The sequence below is a fragment of the Streptomyces sp. NPDC088810 genome (assembly GCF_044750305.1).
Lineage (GTDB): Bacteria > Actinomycetota > Actinomycetes > Streptomycetales > Streptomycetaceae > Streptomyces.
The window spans coordinates 413,843-433,028 of record NZ_JBIVJQ010000003.1 but is presented as its reverse complement, the minus strand read 5'-3'; the positions used below and the strand labels follow the sequence as shown (position 1 = coordinate 433,028).

General features: G+C 68.4%; 14 protein-coding genes and 2 pseudogenes. 6 read left to right on the top strand and 10 right to left on the bottom strand.

Going from position 1 to position 19,186, the window contains the following annotated elements; translation table 11 throughout:
• Nucleotides 1–22 precede the first annotated feature (22 nt).
• On the top strand, nucleotides 23–1,198 hold the full coding sequence (locus tag ACIP4Y_RS12805) for an SGNH/GDSL hydrolase family protein (RefSeq protein WP_401392514.1): 1,176 nt from the start codon (nucleotides 23–25) through the stop codon (nucleotides 1,196–1,198).
• Nucleotides 1,199–1,461: 263 nt separating this feature from the next.
• On the opposite strand, the pseudogene ACIP4Y_RS12800 reads toward ACIP4Y_RS12805, so the two are convergent.
• Nucleotides 1,462–2,596: pseudogene (locus tag ACIP4Y_RS12800) on the bottom strand (IS701 family transposase); the annotation flags it as partial.
• A 575-nt stretch (nucleotides 2,597–3,171) separates the two neighbouring features.
• A complete protein-coding gene (locus ACIP4Y_RS12795; protein ID WP_401391616.1) occupies nucleotides 3,172–4,236 on the bottom strand; it encodes a zinc-binding dehydrogenase in 1,065 nt (354 codons plus the stop codon).
• Between the two features lie 168 nt (nucleotides 4,237–4,404).
• Here ACIP4Y_RS12795 and ACIP4Y_RS12790 point away from each other — a divergent pair, with 168 nt between their 5' ends.
• Both ACIP4Y_RS12790 and ACIP4Y_RS12785 read left to right on the top strand, forming a co-directional pair.
• Entirely contained in the window at nucleotides 4,405–4,944 is a 540-nt protein-coding gene (locus ACIP4Y_RS12790) for a TetR/AcrR family transcriptional regulator (RefSeq protein ID WP_401391613.1), read from the top strand.
• 387 nt (nucleotides 4,945–5,331) lie between these two features.
• Nucleotides 5,332–5,643: a DUF3500 domain-containing protein gene (locus tag ACIP4Y_RS12785; protein WP_401391610.1), complete on the top strand. Its 312-nt coding sequence runs from the start codon at nucleotides 5,332–5,334 to the stop codon at nucleotides 5,641–5,643.
• 198 nt (nucleotides 5,644–5,841) lie between these two features.
• On the opposite strand, the gene ACIP4Y_RS12780 is transcribed toward ACIP4Y_RS12785, so the two are convergent.
• The 6 genes from ACIP4Y_RS12780 to ACIP4Y_RS12755 all read right to left on the bottom strand — a co-directional run bounded on the left by ACIP4Y_RS12780 (nucleotide 5,842) and on the right by ACIP4Y_RS12755 (nucleotide 12,942).
• A complete protein-coding gene (locus ACIP4Y_RS12780) occupies nucleotides 5,842–6,435 on the bottom strand; it encodes a TetR/AcrR family transcriptional regulator (RefSeq protein ID WP_401391608.1) in 594 nt (197 codons plus the stop codon).
• Between the two features lie 19 nt (nucleotides 6,436–6,454).
• On the bottom strand, nucleotides 6,455–6,649 hold the full coding sequence (locus ACIP4Y_RS12775) for a hypothetical protein (RefSeq protein ID WP_401391605.1): 195 nt from the start codon (nucleotides 6,647–6,649) through the stop codon (nucleotides 6,455–6,457).
• A 120-nt stretch (nucleotides 6,650–6,769) separates the two neighbouring features.
• On the bottom strand, nucleotides 6,770–6,955 hold the full coding sequence (locus ACIP4Y_RS12770) for a hypothetical protein (RefSeq protein ID WP_401391602.1): 186 nt from the start codon (nucleotides 6,953–6,955) through the stop codon (nucleotides 6,770–6,772).
• Nucleotides 6,956–7,271: 316 nt separating this feature from the next.
• Nucleotides 7,272–8,072, bottom strand: a complete 801-nt coding sequence (locus ACIP4Y_RS12765; protein WP_401391599.1) for a hypothetical protein — start codon at nucleotides 8,070–8,072, stop codon at nucleotides 7,272–7,274.
• 175 nt (nucleotides 8,073–8,247) lie between these two features.
• On the bottom strand, nucleotides 8,248–11,370 hold the full coding sequence (locus tag ACIP4Y_RS12760) for a GH92 family glycosyl hydrolase (RefSeq protein ID WP_401391596.1): 3,123 nt from the start codon (nucleotides 11,368–11,370) through the stop codon (nucleotides 8,248–8,250).
• A gap of 213 nt (nucleotides 11,371–11,583) precedes the next feature.
• On the bottom strand, nucleotides 11,584–12,942 hold the full coding sequence (locus tag ACIP4Y_RS12755; RefSeq protein WP_401391593.1) for a beta-1,3-glucanase family protein: 1,359 nt from the start codon (nucleotides 12,940–12,942) through the stop codon (nucleotides 11,584–11,586).
• 739 nt (nucleotides 12,943–13,681) lie between these two features.
• Here ACIP4Y_RS12755 and ACIP4Y_RS12750 point away from each other — a divergent pair.
• Nucleotides 13,682–14,676: pseudogene (locus ACIP4Y_RS12750) on the top strand (glycoside hydrolase family 19 protein); the annotation flags it as partial.
• Nucleotides 14,677–14,687: 11 nt separating this feature from the next.
• On the opposite strand, the gene ACIP4Y_RS12745 reads toward ACIP4Y_RS12750, so the two are convergent.
• Together ACIP4Y_RS12745 and ACIP4Y_RS12740 are read right to left on the bottom strand one after the other, a co-directional pair.
• On the bottom strand, nucleotides 14,688–16,079 hold the full coding sequence (locus ACIP4Y_RS12745; RefSeq protein WP_401391590.1) for an APC family permease: 1,392 nt from the start codon (nucleotides 16,077–16,079) through the stop codon (nucleotides 14,688–14,690).
• A gap of 55 nt (nucleotides 16,080–16,134) precedes the next feature.
• Nucleotides 16,135–17,004: a carbon-nitrogen hydrolase family protein gene (locus tag ACIP4Y_RS12740; protein ID WP_401391587.1), complete on the bottom strand. Its 870-nt coding sequence runs from the start codon at nucleotides 17,002–17,004 to the stop codon at nucleotides 16,135–16,137.
• Nucleotides 17,005–17,098: 94 nt separating this feature from the next.
• Between ACIP4Y_RS12740 and ACIP4Y_RS12735 the strand changes: the two genes are divergently transcribed.
• Nucleotides 17,099–17,869, top strand: a complete 771-nt coding sequence (locus tag ACIP4Y_RS12735; protein ID WP_401391584.1) for a FadR/GntR family transcriptional regulator — start codon at nucleotides 17,099–17,101, stop codon at nucleotides 17,867–17,869.
• 379 nt (nucleotides 17,870–18,248) lie between these two features.
• On the top strand, nucleotides 18,249–19,001 hold the full coding sequence (locus ACIP4Y_RS12730; RefSeq protein ID WP_401392511.1) for an NPP1 family protein: 753 nt from the start codon (nucleotides 18,249–18,251) through the stop codon (nucleotides 18,999–19,001).
• Nucleotides 19,002–19,186 lie beyond the last annotated feature (185 nt).

Below are 19,186 nucleotides of genomic sequence, written 5' to 3'. Positions count from 1 at the left end.
GTCCGCGGGCGGGGCGCTCGCGATGGTGTTCGCGCTGGTCGTCCCGTCCGGGCAGGCGGTTGCCAGGGCTTCCGGAAAGGCGGGCGACCGGCACGACGTCGTCACCTGGGGCGCCAGTGCCGACCGCTTGGGCGAGGGGGTCGCGGGGCGCGGCTACCGGCTCGTCGTGCACACCAGCGTGGGCGGCGACAACGTGCGGATCCGGCTGTCCAACGCGTTCGGTGACCGGCCGGTGACCTTCGACAGCGTCTACGCCGGCCTGCAGAAGTCGGGTGCCGCACTGGTCCGCGGCAGCAACAAGCGGCTGACCTTCGACGGCGCCCGCTCGGTCACCGTCCCGGCCGGGCAGACGGTCTACAGCGACCTCCTGCCCGGCAGGCTGGCCGCCGAGTCCAACCTCGTCGTCAGCATCCACAGCCCGGACGCGGCGGGCCCCGGGACCGGCCACGGCATGGCCATGGCGACGTCGTACTTCACCCAGGGCGACCACACCGCCGAAGAGAGCGCCGCCAACTGGACCGGGAAGACCGGCTCCTGGTTCTACCTCGACGCGGTCACCGTACGGACCCGTTCCTCGATCGGCGCGGTGGTGACGCTCGGCGACTCCATCACAGACGGCTGGCAGTCGTCGACGGACCTGAACCGCCGCTGGCCCGACTACCTGGCCCGTCGGCTGCACACCTCCACCGCGACGACCGTCGGGGGCGTCGCCAACGAGGGCATCTCCGGCAACAAGGTGCTCACCGACGGCGCCGGACAGAGCGCCCTGAACCGGCTGGACCGCGATGTCCTGTCCCACTCCGGGGTCCGGACCGTCTTCCTCTTCGAGGGCATCAACGACATCAAGGCCCACACCGGCGTCACGGCCGAGGACATGATCGCCGGGTACCGCGAGATCATCGACCGCGTGCACGCGCAGGGCCTGTGCATCGTCGGCGCCACGGTCGGCCCCTTCAAGGGCTGGCCGGAATGGGACCCGGCTGGGGAGGCCGTACGGCAGGAGGTCAACGCGTTCATCCGGGACAGCGGCGAGTTCGACGCCGTGGCGGACTTCGACCGGGCTCTGCGCAGTCCCTACGACCCCGAGCGCATGCTCCCCTTCCTCGACAACGGCGACCACGTACACCCCAACGACAAGGGCATGCAGGCCATGGCCGACGCCGTCGACCTCGCAAGCCTCGACTGCTACTTGGCTTAGTACTGCAGTGGGACTTCACCATTACCGCTCGTCAGAGGCGTAGTTTCGAGCCTGGCTGGCTGACGGACCATCAGTATCCGGTTTCGGCAAGCTGCCTTCAGCCACGGGTGCGCCGACGGTAATGGCAGGCGCGGGCAACGGCCTGGTGACGTCTGCGCCAGAGGGACCAGCTCAGTGCGCTGGCGCGACGGTGTGCGGGCCAGGGGCAGACAGCTGCCAGCAGGCGCCGGACTTCCGTCACGGTGAGCGGCGCCAGGCCGGCTGTGTCGTTTCTGCCGCCCCCTTTCGACCGCCGCCGCGGCCATGGCGGTGAGGAAGGCGTGCGCGAGCATGGCCAAAGTGATGTGCCGATACCAGCCCGGATACCGGCGGACCTCGTACTGGTCCAGGCCGCACTCGCCCGTGGACGGCCTGGAAGCACGCCTCGATGACCCAGCGCGCGCCGGCGATCCGCACCAGTTGCTCGATCGTGGTCCCCTCGGACGCGCCACGTAGTGGGCGATTTCGTCGGGACGGGCCAGGCTGCGGCGGGCCATCACCCACCGACGGTGCGTGTGCGGATCCGGATCGACGACGATGTTGACGGGCAGCCGGGCGACGGCCCAGTCATAGGTGCGCGGACCCTTGGTGCCGTCGCCGCAGGACAGGACATGCCAGGCATCATCCGGAGCGTCGGCGATCAACTGGTCGATACGCCAGATCCCGGCCAGCGCCTTGATCTGCTGGGACTTCGGCACCGCCAGGACATAGCCGACACCGGCTTCCTCCAGCATCCGGCGGAAGGACCAGTCCTGCCCGTAGGCGCTGTCCGCGGTCACCCAGGCAATCGGCAGCGACGAGGCCGGTGCCCGCAGCCAGGGTGCGGGCCAGCTCCGACTTGGTCACGAAGCCCCGGTCCGCGGGAACCCGGGCCGTTCGGCACCGCGCGGCATCATCGGTCCAGGACTTCGGCAGATACAGCTCCCGGTCCACCAGCGCCCGCCCGCGAGCGGAGGCGTAGGCGGCGAAGACTCCGATCTGGCAGTTCTCGGTTCGGCCGGCGGTGCCGGAATACTGCCGCTGCACCCCGGCGGAGACGCAGCCCTTCTCGATGAAGCCGGTGTCATCGACGATCAGCACGCCATCCGGCATGCCGAGCCGCTCGGCCACATACTCCTGCAGGTCATCGCGGAGCCCATCGACATCCCAGCGGCTCCAGGACAGCAGGTGCTGCAGCCCGTACGGCCCGGTGTGGCCGGCGTACTCGGCCAGCTGCCAGCTGTTCTTGCGCCCGACCGGGCCCAGCAGGCCCCGCACGTAATCCCGCATCCGGCGCCGCACCTCGACCCGGCTGCCCACCCGCAGGAACAACTCCTCCAACTCGGCCGTCCACGGCCCCGTGACGAAGTCCGCCGTCATGACCCGATCGTGCGCGGCCTCGACCGCCGCATCGGGTCAGAGGCGAGCAGAAGCATCTCCGGCGCGCACAGAAGGTGCGCTGGTTCGCTGACCAGCCATCCAACTGAAGGCCTTCCGTCTGACAGAAGCCCTCTTGCACGGCGGCTGTAGCCGTCAAGGCCCTGATGCCAACCACGCACCGGGGGTGACGACGCCCCACCGACAGGGACGGAAACGCCATGCCCAACACCACCGCCGTCGCCGGGAACCAGTGATTGCCGCCATGAGCGGTCAGCGAGATGGTCTCGCCAGCCAGCACTCCAACAGGATCCGCTACCGGACGCACCATCGGTGATCGAGTTCAGCCAAAGCGGGTCGACACGAAGACACCTCGTACATGTACTTCCGATACCTCCGGCGCCGGGATGTCCACTACGGGCTCGCATGGAACCACATTTGGCGCCCGGAATGCCGGATATGCCGCACGCATAGTGGACAGGGGCGACGATACTCACAGCCCGAATTCGCCCCGGATTCGACTTGGAGCCACGGCAGTGGTCAGGCCGCCGATGCCCGCGCCGGCGATCACTGTGTACTCAGGCGATGTCGACAACAACCTTGCCCTTTGAACGTCCGCGCTCCACGTACGCATGAGCGGCGGCGATGTCGGCCAACGGATAGGTCTGGTCGATGACGGCCCGCACTTTGCCCTCGGCGGCCAGGCGCGCGAGAAGCTCCAGGGCGGGTCGGTCGGGGCGGAAGAGAGTCCAGCCGTAGCCTCGGCGCCGCAGAGCCTGGCGCAGCCGTCGGCCGAGGAGCATCCCGGCGGCCTGAGCCCCACCAATGAGCAGGCCCTTCTCATCGACCAGCGGCATCAGGGGGTGCGCGATCGTGCCATAGCCCGCTCCCGGTCCGCGGTGCAGGATGGAAAGCATCTTCTGTTCCTCGGCCTGGTCGGCCAGGCAGATCGCGAAGTCGAAGTCGTGCAGCTTCTGCGCAAAGTCCTGCGTCCGGTAGTTGATCACCTCGTCGGCGCCGAGGCCCTTGCACAGGTCGATGCCCGCCGGTCCCGCGGTGGTGGCGACGTACGCGCCGAGTCCCTTGCAGACCTGTAGGGTCACCACGCCCGTACCGCCCGATCCGCCCTGCAGGAACACACGCTTTCCGGCGGCGGTCTCGGGCCGGAATCCCGCGGCCTGCAAGGCGGACCAAGCCGAAAGGAAGGCGTAAGGGAGCGCGGCCGCCTCGCGGTACGACAACTCCGCGGGCTTGGCCACGAGGTCGTCGGCCTTGACGACGCAGTACTCGGCGTACGTCCCCTGAGGTGAGGGCCGTTGCGCGCCGAAGACAGCATCGCCGACCCGCAGAGCGGAGACCCCCGGGCCGATCGCGACGACGTCTCCGGAGACGTCGTTCCCCAGAACGAGAGGGAAGTCGGCGAGCCCGCGCAGCTTCATCAGTTTCTGGCCGTAGCCGCCCCGCCGTCGGCAGTCGATCGGGTTGACCGAGGTGGCCCGCTGCCGGACCAGGACTTCGCCCTCGCCGGGCGTCGGCGTCGGCGCGTCCTCGACTACCTCAAAGACGTCCCGAGCTGCGCCGAATCGCGCGAGCCGGGCGGCCTGCATGTGTCTGGGGGTCGTGGGTGCGGTGCTGGAACTCATAACGGATGCGCTAGCACCGAAAAGCAGATTACGGCTACACAGACTCCGAAATACCGGAGTGCGGAGGGGAGAACCTTCATGACCGCGGAAAGCTCTGCCATTCCGGGAAGTCCGGCCTGGTGGGCGAGTCACCCGGCGGCCCCCGTCCACCGGCGCGGGCGGCCCCCCGTGGACGTGGGCAAGGTCATCGACACGGCCCTGAAGCTCATCGACGACGTGGGTGTCCAGGCACTGACCCTGCGGATGCTGGCCGACGCACTGGGATCGGGCACGGCGACCCTGTACCGGCACTTCGCCGGCAAGGACGAACTCCTGGCCCATGTCGTGGACCGGATACTGGGCGGAGTTCGGCTGACACCGGAGGCCGTGAAGGGGCTGACCTGGCGAGAAGCGGTCACGGTGGGGGCCGAAGCGCTGTACGAAACCCTGCGCCGGCACCCCAACGCGCTCCCGTTGCTGGTTTCGCAGGTGCCCGTCGGCCCGAATGGCCTCGTGAACCGCGAGCGCGCCATCGGGCTTCTCCTCGGCTTCGGATTTCCCATCGATCTCGCGGCTCGCGCATTCACCGCGATCGGCCACTACGTCGTCGGGTTCGCCATCCAGCAGCACGGCCCGGGCGCGGCCCAAACCGACGACCAGCCCCAGCTGCGCGACTACTACCGATCCCTCGACCCGGCCACCTACCCGGCCACGACAGCTGCCGCGTAGGAGCTCACCGGCGTCCCACTGCATGAGGAATTCCGCTTCGGACTCGACCTGCTGCTCGACGGCCTGGAGCGCGCCCGGCGGGCGAGGTGAGAGTCCGGCGGCGCACTGCGCTCACGCGTGCCAGGACCCCTCAGCAGCAGAGGGCGTCCGGCGGCAGGTCATGTCCGGCGGTCAACGGCAACGCCGCCGAGGTGAGCATGTCCCGATACTGCTCCGCAGGCTGGGACGGCCGATCCCGGCTGAAGGCGACGAGCTCGCGGAAAACGCCGGGGCCGATCCTCCGCGCGCGCCTCGCCCAGGCGCTGGGCACAGCGTTTTCCGGTGCGACCACTGATCACGGTGGGCTGGCTATCCAGGACCAGTCGCCCCCATCAGGAGAGCCTCGCCATGCAGTTGGTGGCGTCCGGACTGTCCGAGGCGGGATTCGCTACGGTCGCGACGGTGATGGGCCTTGAGAACATTCTCGACCAGGTCGAAGACTGGAAGGTCAACTGGGGCCTCGAGCGAGGCCGCGACCCGGGTCTGTACTGGCTCAGGCTGTTCGGCCGGCCTGGCGATCGGATCTGGGCCTGGCGACTCGGCGGACACCATATTTCCCTGAACAACCTGATGGAAGGGGCCGCAACGATCCGCCCAACAGCGCACTCTCTGCCGGGTCTGCGCCCAGAAAGCACGGCGTTGTCGCCAGGGCGTTGCTGATCACAAGGCCGGCGACGATGAACACGCCGATCGCGCGCCAGCCGTAGCGCTGCGCCCCATGCAGGAACACGAAGCCGACCTGCAACACGATCACCGGCATCGTCAGGCCGCGAACGAAGGCCGACAGGACCAGGCCGAGGAGGATAACGGCGGTGAAACACAACACCGCGGTGTCCTTGTTGGAACGGTGGACGACAGTCATTCGGGGGCTCCGGCTTCTGTGGGGCGGTTGTCCGCGAGCAGGCCGTTAAGGACCAGCGTGCTCATCAGCGTGTGGTCATCGGCGTCGTCGGTCCGGCCGAACATCCGCGCCAGCGGTACCTGGCTGTACATGGCCATCGGCTTCGTGACGGCGAAGTGGAACAGGTACCAAGGGATGTCTCGCAGCGTCCCCTCCTGCGCGAGCCGGTCGGAGGCCGGCCGGCCCATATCGTGGAGCGGGCTCATCGGCGTGTAAAGGTAGGCCAGGCGCGATGAGTCGCGGCCGGCTTCGTAATCGATGACCCGCGAGAGGTGGGGACGGCGGGCGGCGGCCTGGTGGAAGGCCCTCACACCGGTGATCAGCAGGGCGAGATCGTCGACGGGCTGCTCCCTGGCAAGCGCCTCTACGACCTCATCGGTCGCGTCGCGGATGGCGCATTCCATGACCGCCCGCCAGAAGGCTTCCTTGGTTCCGTACCGATCGTGGATGAAGGTGTGCCCCATACCGAGGCGCGCGTTGAGCTGCCGTACGGACACCGCCTCGTAGCCCAGTTCCGCGAACGCTTCCAGGCCACGCTGATGGATCTCCACCAGGTCTGGCAGCGGCGTGTCAGCCCGCGGTCTGCCCGGCCTGCGCTGCGTCCGGGCATTCCGCCTGGTTGGCATGGCATCTCCTGCGCTCGGCGAGACGCCATTCACCGTCGCTTAGGACGATGCCGCCGAGCATGCCGTTCGTCTCCTTGATCTGGGCGATCGCGCTGTCGAAGGCGAAGGAGATCTTGTCGTCGAGCCTCAGCGCCGTCACCCGATCCCTTTGACGGTGCTGGCGCGGTCGGCCGCTGATGTGCTGGATGAGGTCATCGGTCTGTTCGACCAGGCTGTCTCGGCGAAGGAGAGCCGGGCGCGTACGAAAATGCGTGACGCGCTAGCCGCCCGGGCCGCGGCCGGCGAGGGGCGGCAGGCCCTGCTGGACGAAATCCTGCCGGTCCTGGTCGACACCCAGGTCGAGGACGAGAAGGTCGGCGGACTGCTGCGGAACACCCTCGGCATGGACCGGCTGCGGGCCGCGCTCGCCCAGGCCCCTGGCCGGTTGCCCCGCGACCACGGGCACCTGGCCATGCTGGAGACCTCCTACACCTACCTGCGGCAGTTCAGCCCTCAGGTGCTGAAGGTAGTTCACCATGGCTACCACGTAGCCCGCCGGCCACCCGACCCGGCAGCACCATGCGGCGTCGCGTCTGGCCGCCTGGAAGGCGCGCGGCCCGGATGTACAGGGCTCCGGAGCAGCCCTCGGGCTCGTGGGGAGGCCTACTGCCTGAGTGCCGAACCGCCGGGAAAGCCGGGGTCGGAAGACCGGGTTGCCTCCGGTAGCGTGCCGCCGTTGGCAACCCGGGCCGGCGACGGGCACCAGCACCCGGCCGCGGCGGCTACTCGTAGCCGAGGACCTTGAAGTCCTCGCTGACGAAGATGTGGTGCGGCCAGTTGACGCTGATGTTGTGGACCTCGTATTCGCCGTCGCTCAGCTTCACCACACGGTCGTTGATGCCTCCGGGGACGACGGCCTGCGCGGCCTTCGTCGCCTTGTCCGCTTTCGTCCCGCTGACGATCGTCCCCTCGCCTTCGGTGTAGTCCGGAATCCGACCGACCGACTTCACCGGTGACGGCGTGCCCTTCTGGAAGGGAATCACCCCTGCCGCCTTGGCAGCCGTAGCTCCACCATCGCCCCCGGGTTGCACGATGACCCGCGTGGCCGTGATGGTCGCGCTGTCGACCGTTCCCAGGACGAGGACGCTTGCGCCCTTCTTCACGGCCTTGGCCGATGCGCGGTGCGCTCCCTTCCCATAGGTGGTGGACGTCGTCACGTCGACGGTGACCTCCACGCCCGTTGCTGTCGAAAAGGTGAAGCCAGACGCGGACGTGGTGTCGACAATGCCCGTCGCGCCCCCGGCGGCAGGGTCGGACCGGGTCCCGCCGCCTGCGGGCAGGCTGGGCGATGGAGCCGGTGAGGACGTGTCTGCGGCTGAAAGGGACGGCGCGGACGACGAGAAGTCCGCCGCGGCGGAGGTGCCGGTGAGTCCAGCCACCGCACACGTCAGTCCGGCGCCCACGATCCATCCGCTTCTCTTCTTCGAGAGCAACCGCCGCACACCCCGCCGAGGCGTTTGCACGGCCGCGGTCCCCGGGGCTGAACCGGCCGGCGAGTGGCTTGTCGGGTCGTAGTCGTTCATGATCGCACTCCTCGCGATTGGGGTGACGCCACAGAGCCTGCCGTCCGTTCATATGACGACGCCCAGGCTGATCTGAGGAACTCCTGTAAGTGATGCGGGCCAGGGCCGGCGCAACGCTGAGGGGGCTTTCATGAGCGTCGGCTCATGAAAGCCCCCTCTGATGTTCCCCCTCAGGTCAGCCGACGCCGATGCCGAACAGGTGCATGTTCACGTTGTCCGGCAGGGTGACCGACGCGATCAGCTTGCCGTCTGGCGCCTGGAACGGCTTGGTGGCGAAGACGTACGCGGGACCGCCGTGCCCGGGATTGCGGTACGCGGTCCGGGCCATCACGGAGTTACCGAAGACGGGTGCCCCGGAGTCGCTCCCGCCCGGCAGCACCCAGTCGCCGAACGACAGATCCGTCTGCTCCTTGCTGCCGTCCGTGAAGGTCACCGTGGCCGTCGTCCGCACGTCCCCGTAGATCGCGGCACCCACGAACGTCAGCCGCTGGACGGTGTCGGACTGTGTGGTCAGGTCGACGGTCTGGCCCGCCGCATAGAGGTGGTCGGGGCGACCGGGCGGGGACGCCGGCCAGCTGAAGGTGGTGCCGGAGACCTCCACCTTCGCGCCGGGCGTCAGACCGGCCGCGGCCAGTGCCTGCCGGGAGTAGCTGCCGCCCGAGCGGTCGAAGTCGCCCTGGGCGGTGTCGGTGTCGCTGGAGATGCCGGTGGCGTTGTACGCGGCCCCGAAGCTCCCCCTGGCGGCCACCTGGACGTACACGGTCTGCTCGACGGCCGGCCCGGTACTGCCGTGCACGGTCACCCGGATCTCGTAGAAGCCGTCGGCGGTGTCCGTCCCAGCGGTGGCGGTGAGTTCGACGCGGCCCGAGCCCGAGCCCTTGCCCAGCGTCAGCGTCTTCTGCTTGGCGCTCAGCTTGAGACCGGCCGGCACCTCGGCCGTGACTGTGAGCGTCCGGTCCTTGCCGCCGAGGCGCTGCGCAGCCACGGTGAACGTCGCGGACCTGCCCCGGTCGACGGTGACCTGGCCGGGCGAGACGCTCGCCAGGAACGGGTGCTCGCCCTCCCGGTACGACGGCGGCGCGGCCTTCGCGCCGGTCGCCCAGGTGGTGTCCGCGCTGTCTCCCAGCGTGAAGTCCAGCCTAGCTCCCTTGCTCACGGCGCTCCGCGGCAGGTAGGTGCGGTTCCAGGTGCCGCCGTCGAGCCTGAGCCCGTGGACGTATGTGGTGTCTGCTGAGGCCCCAGGTGCCCGGATGTCGAGGTCGTGCGTGCCCGGCAGGTCGAGCACGGCGCGTTCGAACAGCGGGCTGTGCACCGTCAGGTCGGCTGTTCCCGGGGTGGCGGGATACAGGCCCAGGGCGGCCCACACGTACCAGGCGGACTGCGCGCCCAGGTCGTCGTTGCCGGGTTCGCCATCCGGTGTGGGGCCGAAGAGGGTGGTCGCGATCCTGCGGACCGTCTCCTGTGTCTTCCAGGGCTCGCCGAGGTAGTTGTACGCCCACGGCACCGCGAAGTCGGGCTCGTTGCCCGCCCACATGTACGGCTCGTTGGGCCCTGCGTTGAGCTGGGTCAGGAAGGTGTCGAGGCGCTGCACCGCGACGTCCCGTCCGCCCATGGCTGTGGTCAGCCCGGCCATGTTCTGTGGTACGAGCCAGTTGTACTGGGCCGCGTTGCCCTCGTCGAAGCCGCTCTGCCCGATCTGGCCGGACGGCGGCGACTGGAAGGCAGGGCCGTCCGGGAAGAGGCCGTCCTCGGTACGCGGCTGGAGGTAGCCGGTCGACGCGTTGAGGATGTTCTGCCAGTTCTGGCCGCGCCGGGTGAACGTGGCGGCCGTAGCGCTGTCGCCGGCGGCCTGAGCGAGCTGCGCGATGGCGAAGTCGTCGATCGACCACTCCAGGGTGATGGAGGCGCCGACGAGCTGGTGGTCGCCGCGTGCGGAGTCGTTGTTGGGCAGGTAGCCGCGCTCGACGTAGCTCTGGATGCCAGGACGCTCGTGGTAAGCGCCGGGGCTGTCGTCCACCGTCGTCGCGCCCTTCACGAGGTACTTCAGCGCCGTCTTCACGTCGAAGTCCCGTGCTCCGTAGGCATACAGCGCAGCCACCAGCGGCACCGAGTTGTCGCCGGTCATCTGGCCGGTGGACTGGTTGGCCATGGGCCAGCGGGGCCACCAGCCGCCCTGTACGGCGTCGTTGACCAGTGACTGCGCCATGTCGCTCGCCTCCTTGGGCCAGAGCATGGCCTGGAGCGGGGCGAGTGAGCGGTAGGTGTCCCAGTCGGAGAAGTTGGCGTACTGACTACGGCCCCTGGGCAAGGTGTGGATCTTGTCGTCGAAGCCGATGTAGCGGCCGTCGACGTCGTTGAAGGTGTTCGGGTGCATCAGGGAGTGGTACAGCGCGGTGTAGAAGGTTTTGAGTTCGCCCTCGTCACGACCGGCCACCCGGACCTTCCGCAAGGTGTCGGTCCACTGGTCACGGGTCTTCTTCGCGACGGCGCCGAGGTCCCAGCCGGGTATCTCCGCGTCCATGTTGGACTGCGCGCCGGCCACGCTGACGTAGCTCATGGACACCTTCGCGTGCACGGTACGGTCCTGCCCGCCGCTCGTGTCGAAGGTCAGGTAGGTCCCGGCACGCTTGGCGCCCACCGAGTCACCGCCCGGACGGACGGTCAAACCGTCCCAGGTGCCGTGTGAGGTGAACGGACGGTCGAAGGTGATCGCGTAGTGGACCGTGTAGGTGTTGGACTTGCCGCAGAAGTGGCCCGTCGTGGCGGACCCGGTCACCTGGCGGTCCCCTACGATCCTCATGTCGGCCGCGTCATTGCCGCCGAGGCTGGCGCCGCCCTTGACCAGCACCTGGGCCGCGTCCGTGGCCGGGAAGGTGAATGCGGCGAGGCCTGTGCGGGTGGTCGCGGTCAGTTCGGCCCGGACGCCGGAGTCCTCCAGCGTGACTGCGTAATAGCCCGGCTGGGCCTTCTCGGTGTCGTGGCTGTACTTCTCCGTGCGGTCCCAGGGTGTGGAGCCGATGTCGCCGACCACCGGCAGGATCGGTACGTCGCCGAAGGCGCTGCAGCCGACGGAGGCGTGGTCGAGGCTGAAGCCGCGGATCCGGTCGCTGTGGTACTGGTATCCGGCGTAGCTGTTCTGCGTGTCGGGCGAGAACTGCATCATCCCGAACGGGGCGGCGGGGCCGGGGAAGTTGTTGATCTCTCCGAACGAGCTGCCGCTCAGGCCCGTGCCGATCAGCGGATCGACGAAGCGGGACGGATCGTCGACGAGGGAGGCAACCCTCGCGGATGGCGACAACGTTGCCGTCGGTGCCGACAACGTTGTCGGAGCGGCTTCGGCTGTGACGGCAGCGCCCGTGAACAGCGCCGTCGCGGCGGCGACGGCGCTCAGACGACTGCGCAACTTTCGATGTCTCACATGGGACTCCTGTGACGGGACGGGCTGTGCGGGGCCCAGCGACACCTTTCAGTGCGATGGCCCCGCGGTCAACCCCTTCGCATGCGTTGGCGGTTACCAGCCGACGGCGACCAGCAGCCACTGCGGGTTGCTGTGGGAGATGAAGGAGGACTGACCCGCCACGTCGTCGTAGGGGAAGCCGTAGGCGAGGTTGTTGATGGCGTTGTCGTGCCAGAACTTGGCGTAGTAGTTCGCCGGGGCGGCCTTGTAGTACTGGCTCGGGTCGGCCTGCTGGGAGGCCGGCAGCGTGGCCACGTGTCGGTTCAGGGCAGCACACATGTCCGGGTTACCGGCCAGGGAGGCGGCACAGCCGAAGATGTCGGAGGTGGCCGCGTTCACGCCGACGGACTGGGCGTAGGAGGTGAAGTAGTTGGCGTTGGCGCCACCCGCGCGGAAGCTCGGGTCGCTGCCGGGGGCGATGATGCGATACGGGGCCTGGGTCTGCGCCAGTACCTTGAACTGGGACGGGACCGCGTCGGTGAAGCGCTGGAACGTGGTGGCGCGGTCCTCGGCGAAGGTCTGCCGGTTCTCGCCGACCTCGACGTCGTAGCCGTCCTCGGTGTGCAGCCGCATGGCGAGTTTGAGGCCGAAGGCGTCGACGCGTGTGGTGTTGCCGTTGAAGACGTTGTTGCCGACCGTGAACTCGATGAAGTCGTAGTAGGGGCTGTTGGGCGAGCCCAGGTAGAAGTACATGCGGCCCGCGGAGTTCGCCGGCATGTCGAGATAGGGCTGTTCGGCGATGGAGTGCGTCTGGCCGTTGAAGCTCCAGTAGACCTGGCTGTCGGGGTACTTGCCGTTGGTGCGGTTGAGGATCTTCACTTCTACGGCGTTCTGCGCGGGCGGGATGTCGCTGGTGCTGCCCCAGAAGTCGTCCGGCGGAGTGGTGCCGCCGCCTGGGCCGTAGACCTGGAACTCCCAGAGGGAGTAGCCGTATTGGGTCGCCCTTGCCGTTCCGTAGACGCGTACGTAGCGGCCGCTGCCGGTGACGGTCAGGTTCTGGGTGCCGCCGGTGGCGGTGGTGGTGGAGTAGACCGTCGTCCAGTTGGCCGCGTCGCTGGAGGTCTGGATCTGGTAGGCCTTGGCGTAGGCGGCCTCCCAGGTGAGGGTGACACGGCTGATCCGCTGGGCGGAGCCGAGGTCCACCTGGAGCCATTGGGGGTCGGCGAAGGCTGAGGACCAGCGGGTGCCGGGATTGCCGTCGACGGCTGCGGTTGCGGGGAAGGACGCGTTCTCGGTGGAGGACGCGGTGGCGGGCCGCCCTTGGGACAGCAGTTGGTCGTCGGCCCGTGCGAGCGAGGGTGTCAGGGCGACGAAGCAGGCGGCGAGCAGGGCGATGACCAGGACCAGCGCCGTGCGGGAGCGCGCCATGTGGGCTGCTGGTCTGTGCGTGAGCGCACTTAAGGAAGTCTGCATGGGGGGCTCCGGATGCCGAGTGGGCGGGCGTGGGGGGATGGAGGAACAGCAGGTGGAGAGCGCTCTCGGGGTTTGTACTCCCGCCTCTGCTCCGGCGTCAACAACTGAACGCGAAACCAGCGGAGTTCACAGCAACGGAGACGGCACACCTGCGTCTGTGACGACGGAGTCACGTACAGAACCGCCCATCCTCATCGGAAGCTGTTCAATTGGCCGATCCCAAGCCCTCTTCACCGTTCACCACTTGACTTGCCTGGTACAGACCTTCCAGGTTCCGGCCGACGGCCTTCATGAACGCGCCCACGCTTCACGTCAGATGAGCTGGTGTGTCGTCCCCGTGCCCCCTAGTTCCCGAAAAGGCTGTGATCGTCCTCCATGGCCGGACACTCCCCCACACGTTTCACCGCGTTACGGTGCAGCCTCGTCGTGGCCGCGCTCGCACTCTCGGCCTGTCTTCCGACAGCCTCCGCCGCACTGGCCGCCCCCCCCCAGAAGGCAGACGTCCCGGCTCGGCGGAAGCCTTGATCCTGACGCCCGTCACATCGTCGTCACCCAGCAGGTTGAGCGCCGCTCGCCCAGAACGCCCGTATCCGCCAGGGACGTTGAAGGGTAGCGCTCGTCCCGATGTGTGTGCCTGAGTCCCTCACCATCAGCAACACGCCCAAGGAGCCACCTCAGCCATGTCCACCCCCACGTCATACGGCCCTTCCCCAGACGCATGGCCTTCGGCCGGCTCGGGGCCGGCGCCGGCAGCGCGAACGGCACCGCCGTCCAGCTGTACGACTGCAACGGCACCGCTGCCCAGCAGTGGTCCAACCCCTGTGACGGAACTCTTCGGGCACTCGGCAAGTGCCTGGACGTCGTCGACCGCGGTACGGCCGACGGTGCGGCCGTCCAGCTGTGGGACTGCTCGGGAGAGGCCAACCAGCAGTGGGTGGTCACATCGGCCCATGACATCGTCAACCCGGCTGCGAACAAGTGCCTCGACGTGCGGGACAACAGCAGCACCAACGGCGCGCGTCTGCAGATCTGGAGCTGCACCGGGGCGGCGAACCAGAAGTGGAACGCCCCGGCGAGCGGCGGCAGCAGCACCCCGTCCGGATTCGTCGTCTCCGAGGCCCAGTTCAACCAGATGTTCCCGAACCGGAACAGCTTCTACACCTACAGCGGCCTCGTCCAGGCCCTCGCCGCCTACCCGGCCTTCGCGAACACCGGAAGCGACACCGTGAGGAAGCAGGAGGCCGCCGCCTTCCTCGCCAATGTCAGCCATGAGACCGGCGGGCTGGTGTATGTGGTCGAGCAGAACACGGCCAACTACCCCACCTACTGCGACTAAAGTCAGTCGTACGGCTGCCCGGCCGGTACGGCTGCCCGGCCGGTCAGGCTGCCTACTGCGGCCGTGGCCCCCTCAAGCTCAGCTGGAACTTCAACTACAAGGCCGCCGACGACGCCCTGGGCATCGATCTCCTGGACAACCCCTGGCTGGTGCAGAACGACGCCTCCGTCGTCTGGAAGACCGGCCTGTGGTACTGGAACACCCAGTCCGGCCCCGGCACCATGACTCCGCACAACGCCATGGTGAACCGGGCCGGCTTCGGGCAAACCATCCGCTCCATCAACGGTTCCCTGGAGTGTGACGGCAAGAACGCCGCCCAGGTGCAGAGCCGAGTCGACACCTACCGGCGCTTCGCGTCGATTCTCGGCGTCAGCCCCGGCAGCAACCTGTACTGCTGATCGGACCCCGGTCACTTCGTGTTCTGCAGAGGCGCGGCGCCTTGGACGTCTTCCGGTGCGGTCTCCGTGAACGACATCTCCGGCGGCGGAACGCGGAACATCCGGGTCAGGTAGGCCAGGTACACCACGCCGAGGCTCAGCCAGATCAGGCCCAGGGTGAGCGCTCTGCCGTCCAGGTTGTACAGCAGGTAGAGGTCCACAGCCGCGCCGATCGCGGGTGCGACGAGGTATGACAGCGGGCTGGGGGACTCGCCGACGCGGCGGCGCCGTACGTAGGTGGCGAGTACGGAGACGTTGACGAAGGTGAAGGCGGTGAACGCGCCGAAGTTGATGAAGGACGTCGAGGTGGCCACGTCCAGGCGCAGGGCGATCAGACCGACCGCGCCGGTCAGCACGATGTTGAGCGCGGGGGTGCGGTAGCGCTCGTGGAGTCGGGCGAAGATCTTGTGCGGGAGGGCGCCGTCGCGGCCCATCGCGTACAGCAGGCGTGAGGTGCTCGCCTGCGCGGCGATGCCGGAGGCGAACTGCGCGACCACGAGTCCGGCCAGGAACACCGAGGAGAACAGATCGCCGCCGATGGTCTTCGCGATCTCGAAGGCGGCGGAGCTGGGGTCGTCGAAGGCGCTGCCCGGGTGGGCGAGCTGGGTGGTGTAGGCGACCAGGACGAAGATGCCGCCGCCGATCAACGCGGTGAGCAGGATCGCGCGCGGCATGGTGCGCTTCGGGTCGACCGTCTCCTCCGTCAGCGTGGTGACCGCGTCGAAACCGAGGAAGGAGTACGCGGCGATGGCGGCGCCCGCCGAGATCCCGGCGGCGGTGGTCGCGCCGTTGGCGAAGGGTGTGGCGTTCACCAGTGCACCGGCGCCGCCCGTCTGGAAGACGTGGCGCACCGACAGGACGACGAAGATGCCGATGACCAGCACCTGGAAGACCATCAGCAGGTCGTTGACGCGCTCGGCGGTCTTGATGCCCCGGATGTTCAGCGCGGTGGTGACGGCGACGAAGCCGATGATCCAGATCCAGTGCGGCACACCGGGGAACTGCGCCTGCAGGTAGGCGCCGCCGATCAGCCAGATGACCATCGGCAGGAAGAAGTAGTCGAGCAGGGTCGCCCAGCCGACGAGGAAGCCGAGCCGCCCGTCGATCGCCTTGCGGACGTAGGTGTAGGCGGAGCCGGCGACGGGATACGCGGCGGCCATCTTTCCGTAGCTGTGGGCCGTGAACAGCATCGCCACCAGGGCGAGCAGGTACGCCGTCGGGACCGCGCCACCGGTACTGGCGGCGACCACGCCGAAGGTGCCCAGCACGATCAGCGGGGTCATGTAGGCGAGACCGAAGAGGACGACGGCTCTGAGGGTGAGGGTGCGCGCGAGTGCGGGCGCGCCGGGGGCGTCGTTGGCCATGGAGGGGCTCCGGGGACGTACGGGCGGGGACGGAAAAAGGGTGAGAGCCGAGATGTCAGGCTCCCGGACGCCAGGTGCGCGGGTCGAGGCGGCCGCCGTACAGCGGCAGTTCGATAGGGGCGTCGGTATCCGTGAACTGGTCCCACATGCGGTTCACGCCTGCGGTGCCGTACCGCCGGACGCGGGTCACGTCGTCCAGGTCGATCACGTCAGTGAGGATGGTGCTGCCGTAGCCGGGAGCCTCGGCCCGGATTCGGCCCTCGGGGTCGATGACCAGGCTGTGCCCGCTGCCCAGGGGGCCGGCGGTGTTCACGCTGACCACGTGCACCTGGTTGACGATGGCGTTGGCGCGGGCCAGGACGACCTCCTGCGCGCGGTCGGCGGTCGTGGTCATCACGGGGTTGACGATGACCTCGGCGCCCTGCCACGCCAGGTGGCGGGCGACCTCCGGGAACCAGGCGTCGTAGCAGATCGCGAAGCCGATCCGCCCCGCTTCCGGGACGTCGAAGATGACGAACCGGTCGCCGGGATCGTAAGGCTCGCTCGGCCGCCAGGGGAACACCTTGCGGTACCAGGCCGCCAGACGCCCCTGCGGGGAGAAGGCCAGGGCGGTGTTGAACAGCTCCCCGGCCGGCCCGCGCTCGCACACCGAGCCCGGCAGCAGCCAGATGCCCAAATCTCCGGCCAGCGCAGCGAGCTCCTTGACCCGAGGGCCGTCCAGAGGCTCGGCGATCTCCCGCAGCTGCTCGTGCGCCTCGGCGCCGAGAGCGTCGACGCCGCACAGGTGCAGCTCGGGGAAGACCGCCATCCGGGTGTGCGGGAAGCGGGCCAAGATGCTCTCCGCCTCAGCCGCGAAACCAGCGAGCGGGGTATGCGCGGGCCGCGGGGGGAGCTGGGCGAGAGCCAGGGGCAGGGGGCGGGACATGAATGCGAAACTAGTTCAAGATGAGCACTTAAACAAGAGTGCTCAAGATGAGCATTTTTCAGTGGTGATCGACGCAGCTGGTTAGAGTGACGCCATGCCCGGCAGCGAACACGCCCCGACCACCGGCCTCACGGCCCCCGAACTCAGTGGCGTGCGCAGGCTGTCCGCACTGGAAGCGGTCAGGGCCCGGATCGCTCTCGCTGTCGATCTGGGTCTACTGGCCCCCGGTGACCGCCTGCCCGGCATCCCGCAGATCGCCCAGGCCCTCGACGTCAGCGAGATCACCACCCGTCGAGCCCTGGTATCTCTGTGTAGCGACGGCGTTCTGGAGCGCCGTCGCGGGCGCGGCGGCGGCACGCTGGTCGCCGCGCACCCCACCCCCGGGACCGTCCTCACCACGGACGCCTACCGCGCGGCCGGCGATGCCGTGCGCCGGCTGATCGACCACCGGCTCGCCCTGGAATGCGGCATCGCCCACCTGGCGGCGGTGCGTGCCTCCGACGAGGACCTGTCCGAGCTGCGGGAACTCGTCGAGGAGATGGACCGCGTGCCCAGCTGGGCCGAGTTCCACGGCTGCGACGAGCGCTTCCACCTCCGGCTCGCCGAGGCGACCGGCAGTTCCTCGATCAACGGCCCCTACGGCGCGGTCCTCCGCGAGCTCTACCGCTACTACCTGCCCTACCCCATGGACGCGCTGCGCGCTTCCAACCGTGAGCACCGCGAACTCCTCGACGCCCTGCGCCGCCACGACACCGCCGCCGCGGGGGAGGCCGCACGGCGCCATGTGGAAACGCTGCACCAGACCATGTTCGTGGGCCTGCTCAGTACGTCCGCCGACACCGGAACCGCCACGACAAGCGACTGAACTCGCCTGACCCGTTCAGGTGCGTCAACGGCGCCTTCATACCGCCGGCCGTGTCGGGAGGCGCGGCAATGTTCGCCGACCAGGAACTGCCCGTGAGGCTTTGTGCCACCTGATCGCCGACGGCACGGCCATCGGCCTGCGGGAGAAGTCCACGCTGATCGGCGGCCGTACGGGCCGGGAGCGGTCGGCACGTCTCGCTCGGGCAACGGTCCGGGCACGACCGGAACATTGGCGACGCCGCTTGATCTCGACGCAGGAAACCAAGAGGATCACCCCAACTCACATTCAAAAAAGAGGAGTTGGAGTGCGCAGTACATCCTCGTCACCCGTCCCGCAGACGGAAACCGCTTCCCGTCAAACGAAGCGCCCCGGCAAGAGGATCCACCACCTCGCGCTCACCAGCGCCCTCGCCGCCGCGGCCCTGGTCATCGCGCTCCCGACCGACGCGAACGCCAACGTTCTCACCCTCCTGCCGCAGAACGCCGACGGCTTGGAGCAGACCTTCTCCCCCGCCTATGACTACGACGGCGACGGCTGCTACGCCACCGCCGCGATCGGCGCGGACGGCACCATCAACCCCGGCCTGCCGCTGGGCGGAGACGTGAACGGCCACTGCCACGATCCCGCCGAACTGGCGAACGCCAACACGTACTCGCGCGAAAAGTGCAACAACGGCTGGTGCGCCGTCATGTACGCCAGCTACTTCGAGAAGGACCAGGCCACGCTGGGGCCGGCGGCCATCGGCCACACCCACGACTGGGAACACGTCATCGTGTGGATCTCCGACAACCGGGTCCAGTACGTCTCTGTGTCGCAGCACTCCTCATACCTGGTGAGTCCGAGCTCCTCGGTCCGCTTCGACGGAACCCACCCGAAGATCGTGTACCACAAGGACGGCGTGTCGACCCACGACTTCCGCTTCGCGAACACCAACGACGAACCACCGGAGAATGCCACCGGCGGCTGGTTCTACCCGCGCCTCGTCGGCTGGGAGGGCTATCCGGCCGGCTACCGCGACAAGCTCATGAACGCCGATTTCGGTGAGGCCACGATCAAGATCAAGGACGGCTCCTTCAATGACAACCTCGCCTACTCCAAGCCCTCCGGAATCCCATTCGACCCCTACGCCTGAGACATCGACGCACTGCTGAGGGGACATCGAAGCCGTCACATCGCGGTCCGTCACGGGCCGAAGCGCGCCAACGGCGGCCACAGCAGCACTGTCGGGCCTGGGCGATATCGACGCAACTGCCCGGCCGGACCGGGCTGCAGAACAACACCGGCGTCCGTGTGGACCTTCACGGCATTCTGCTCGGC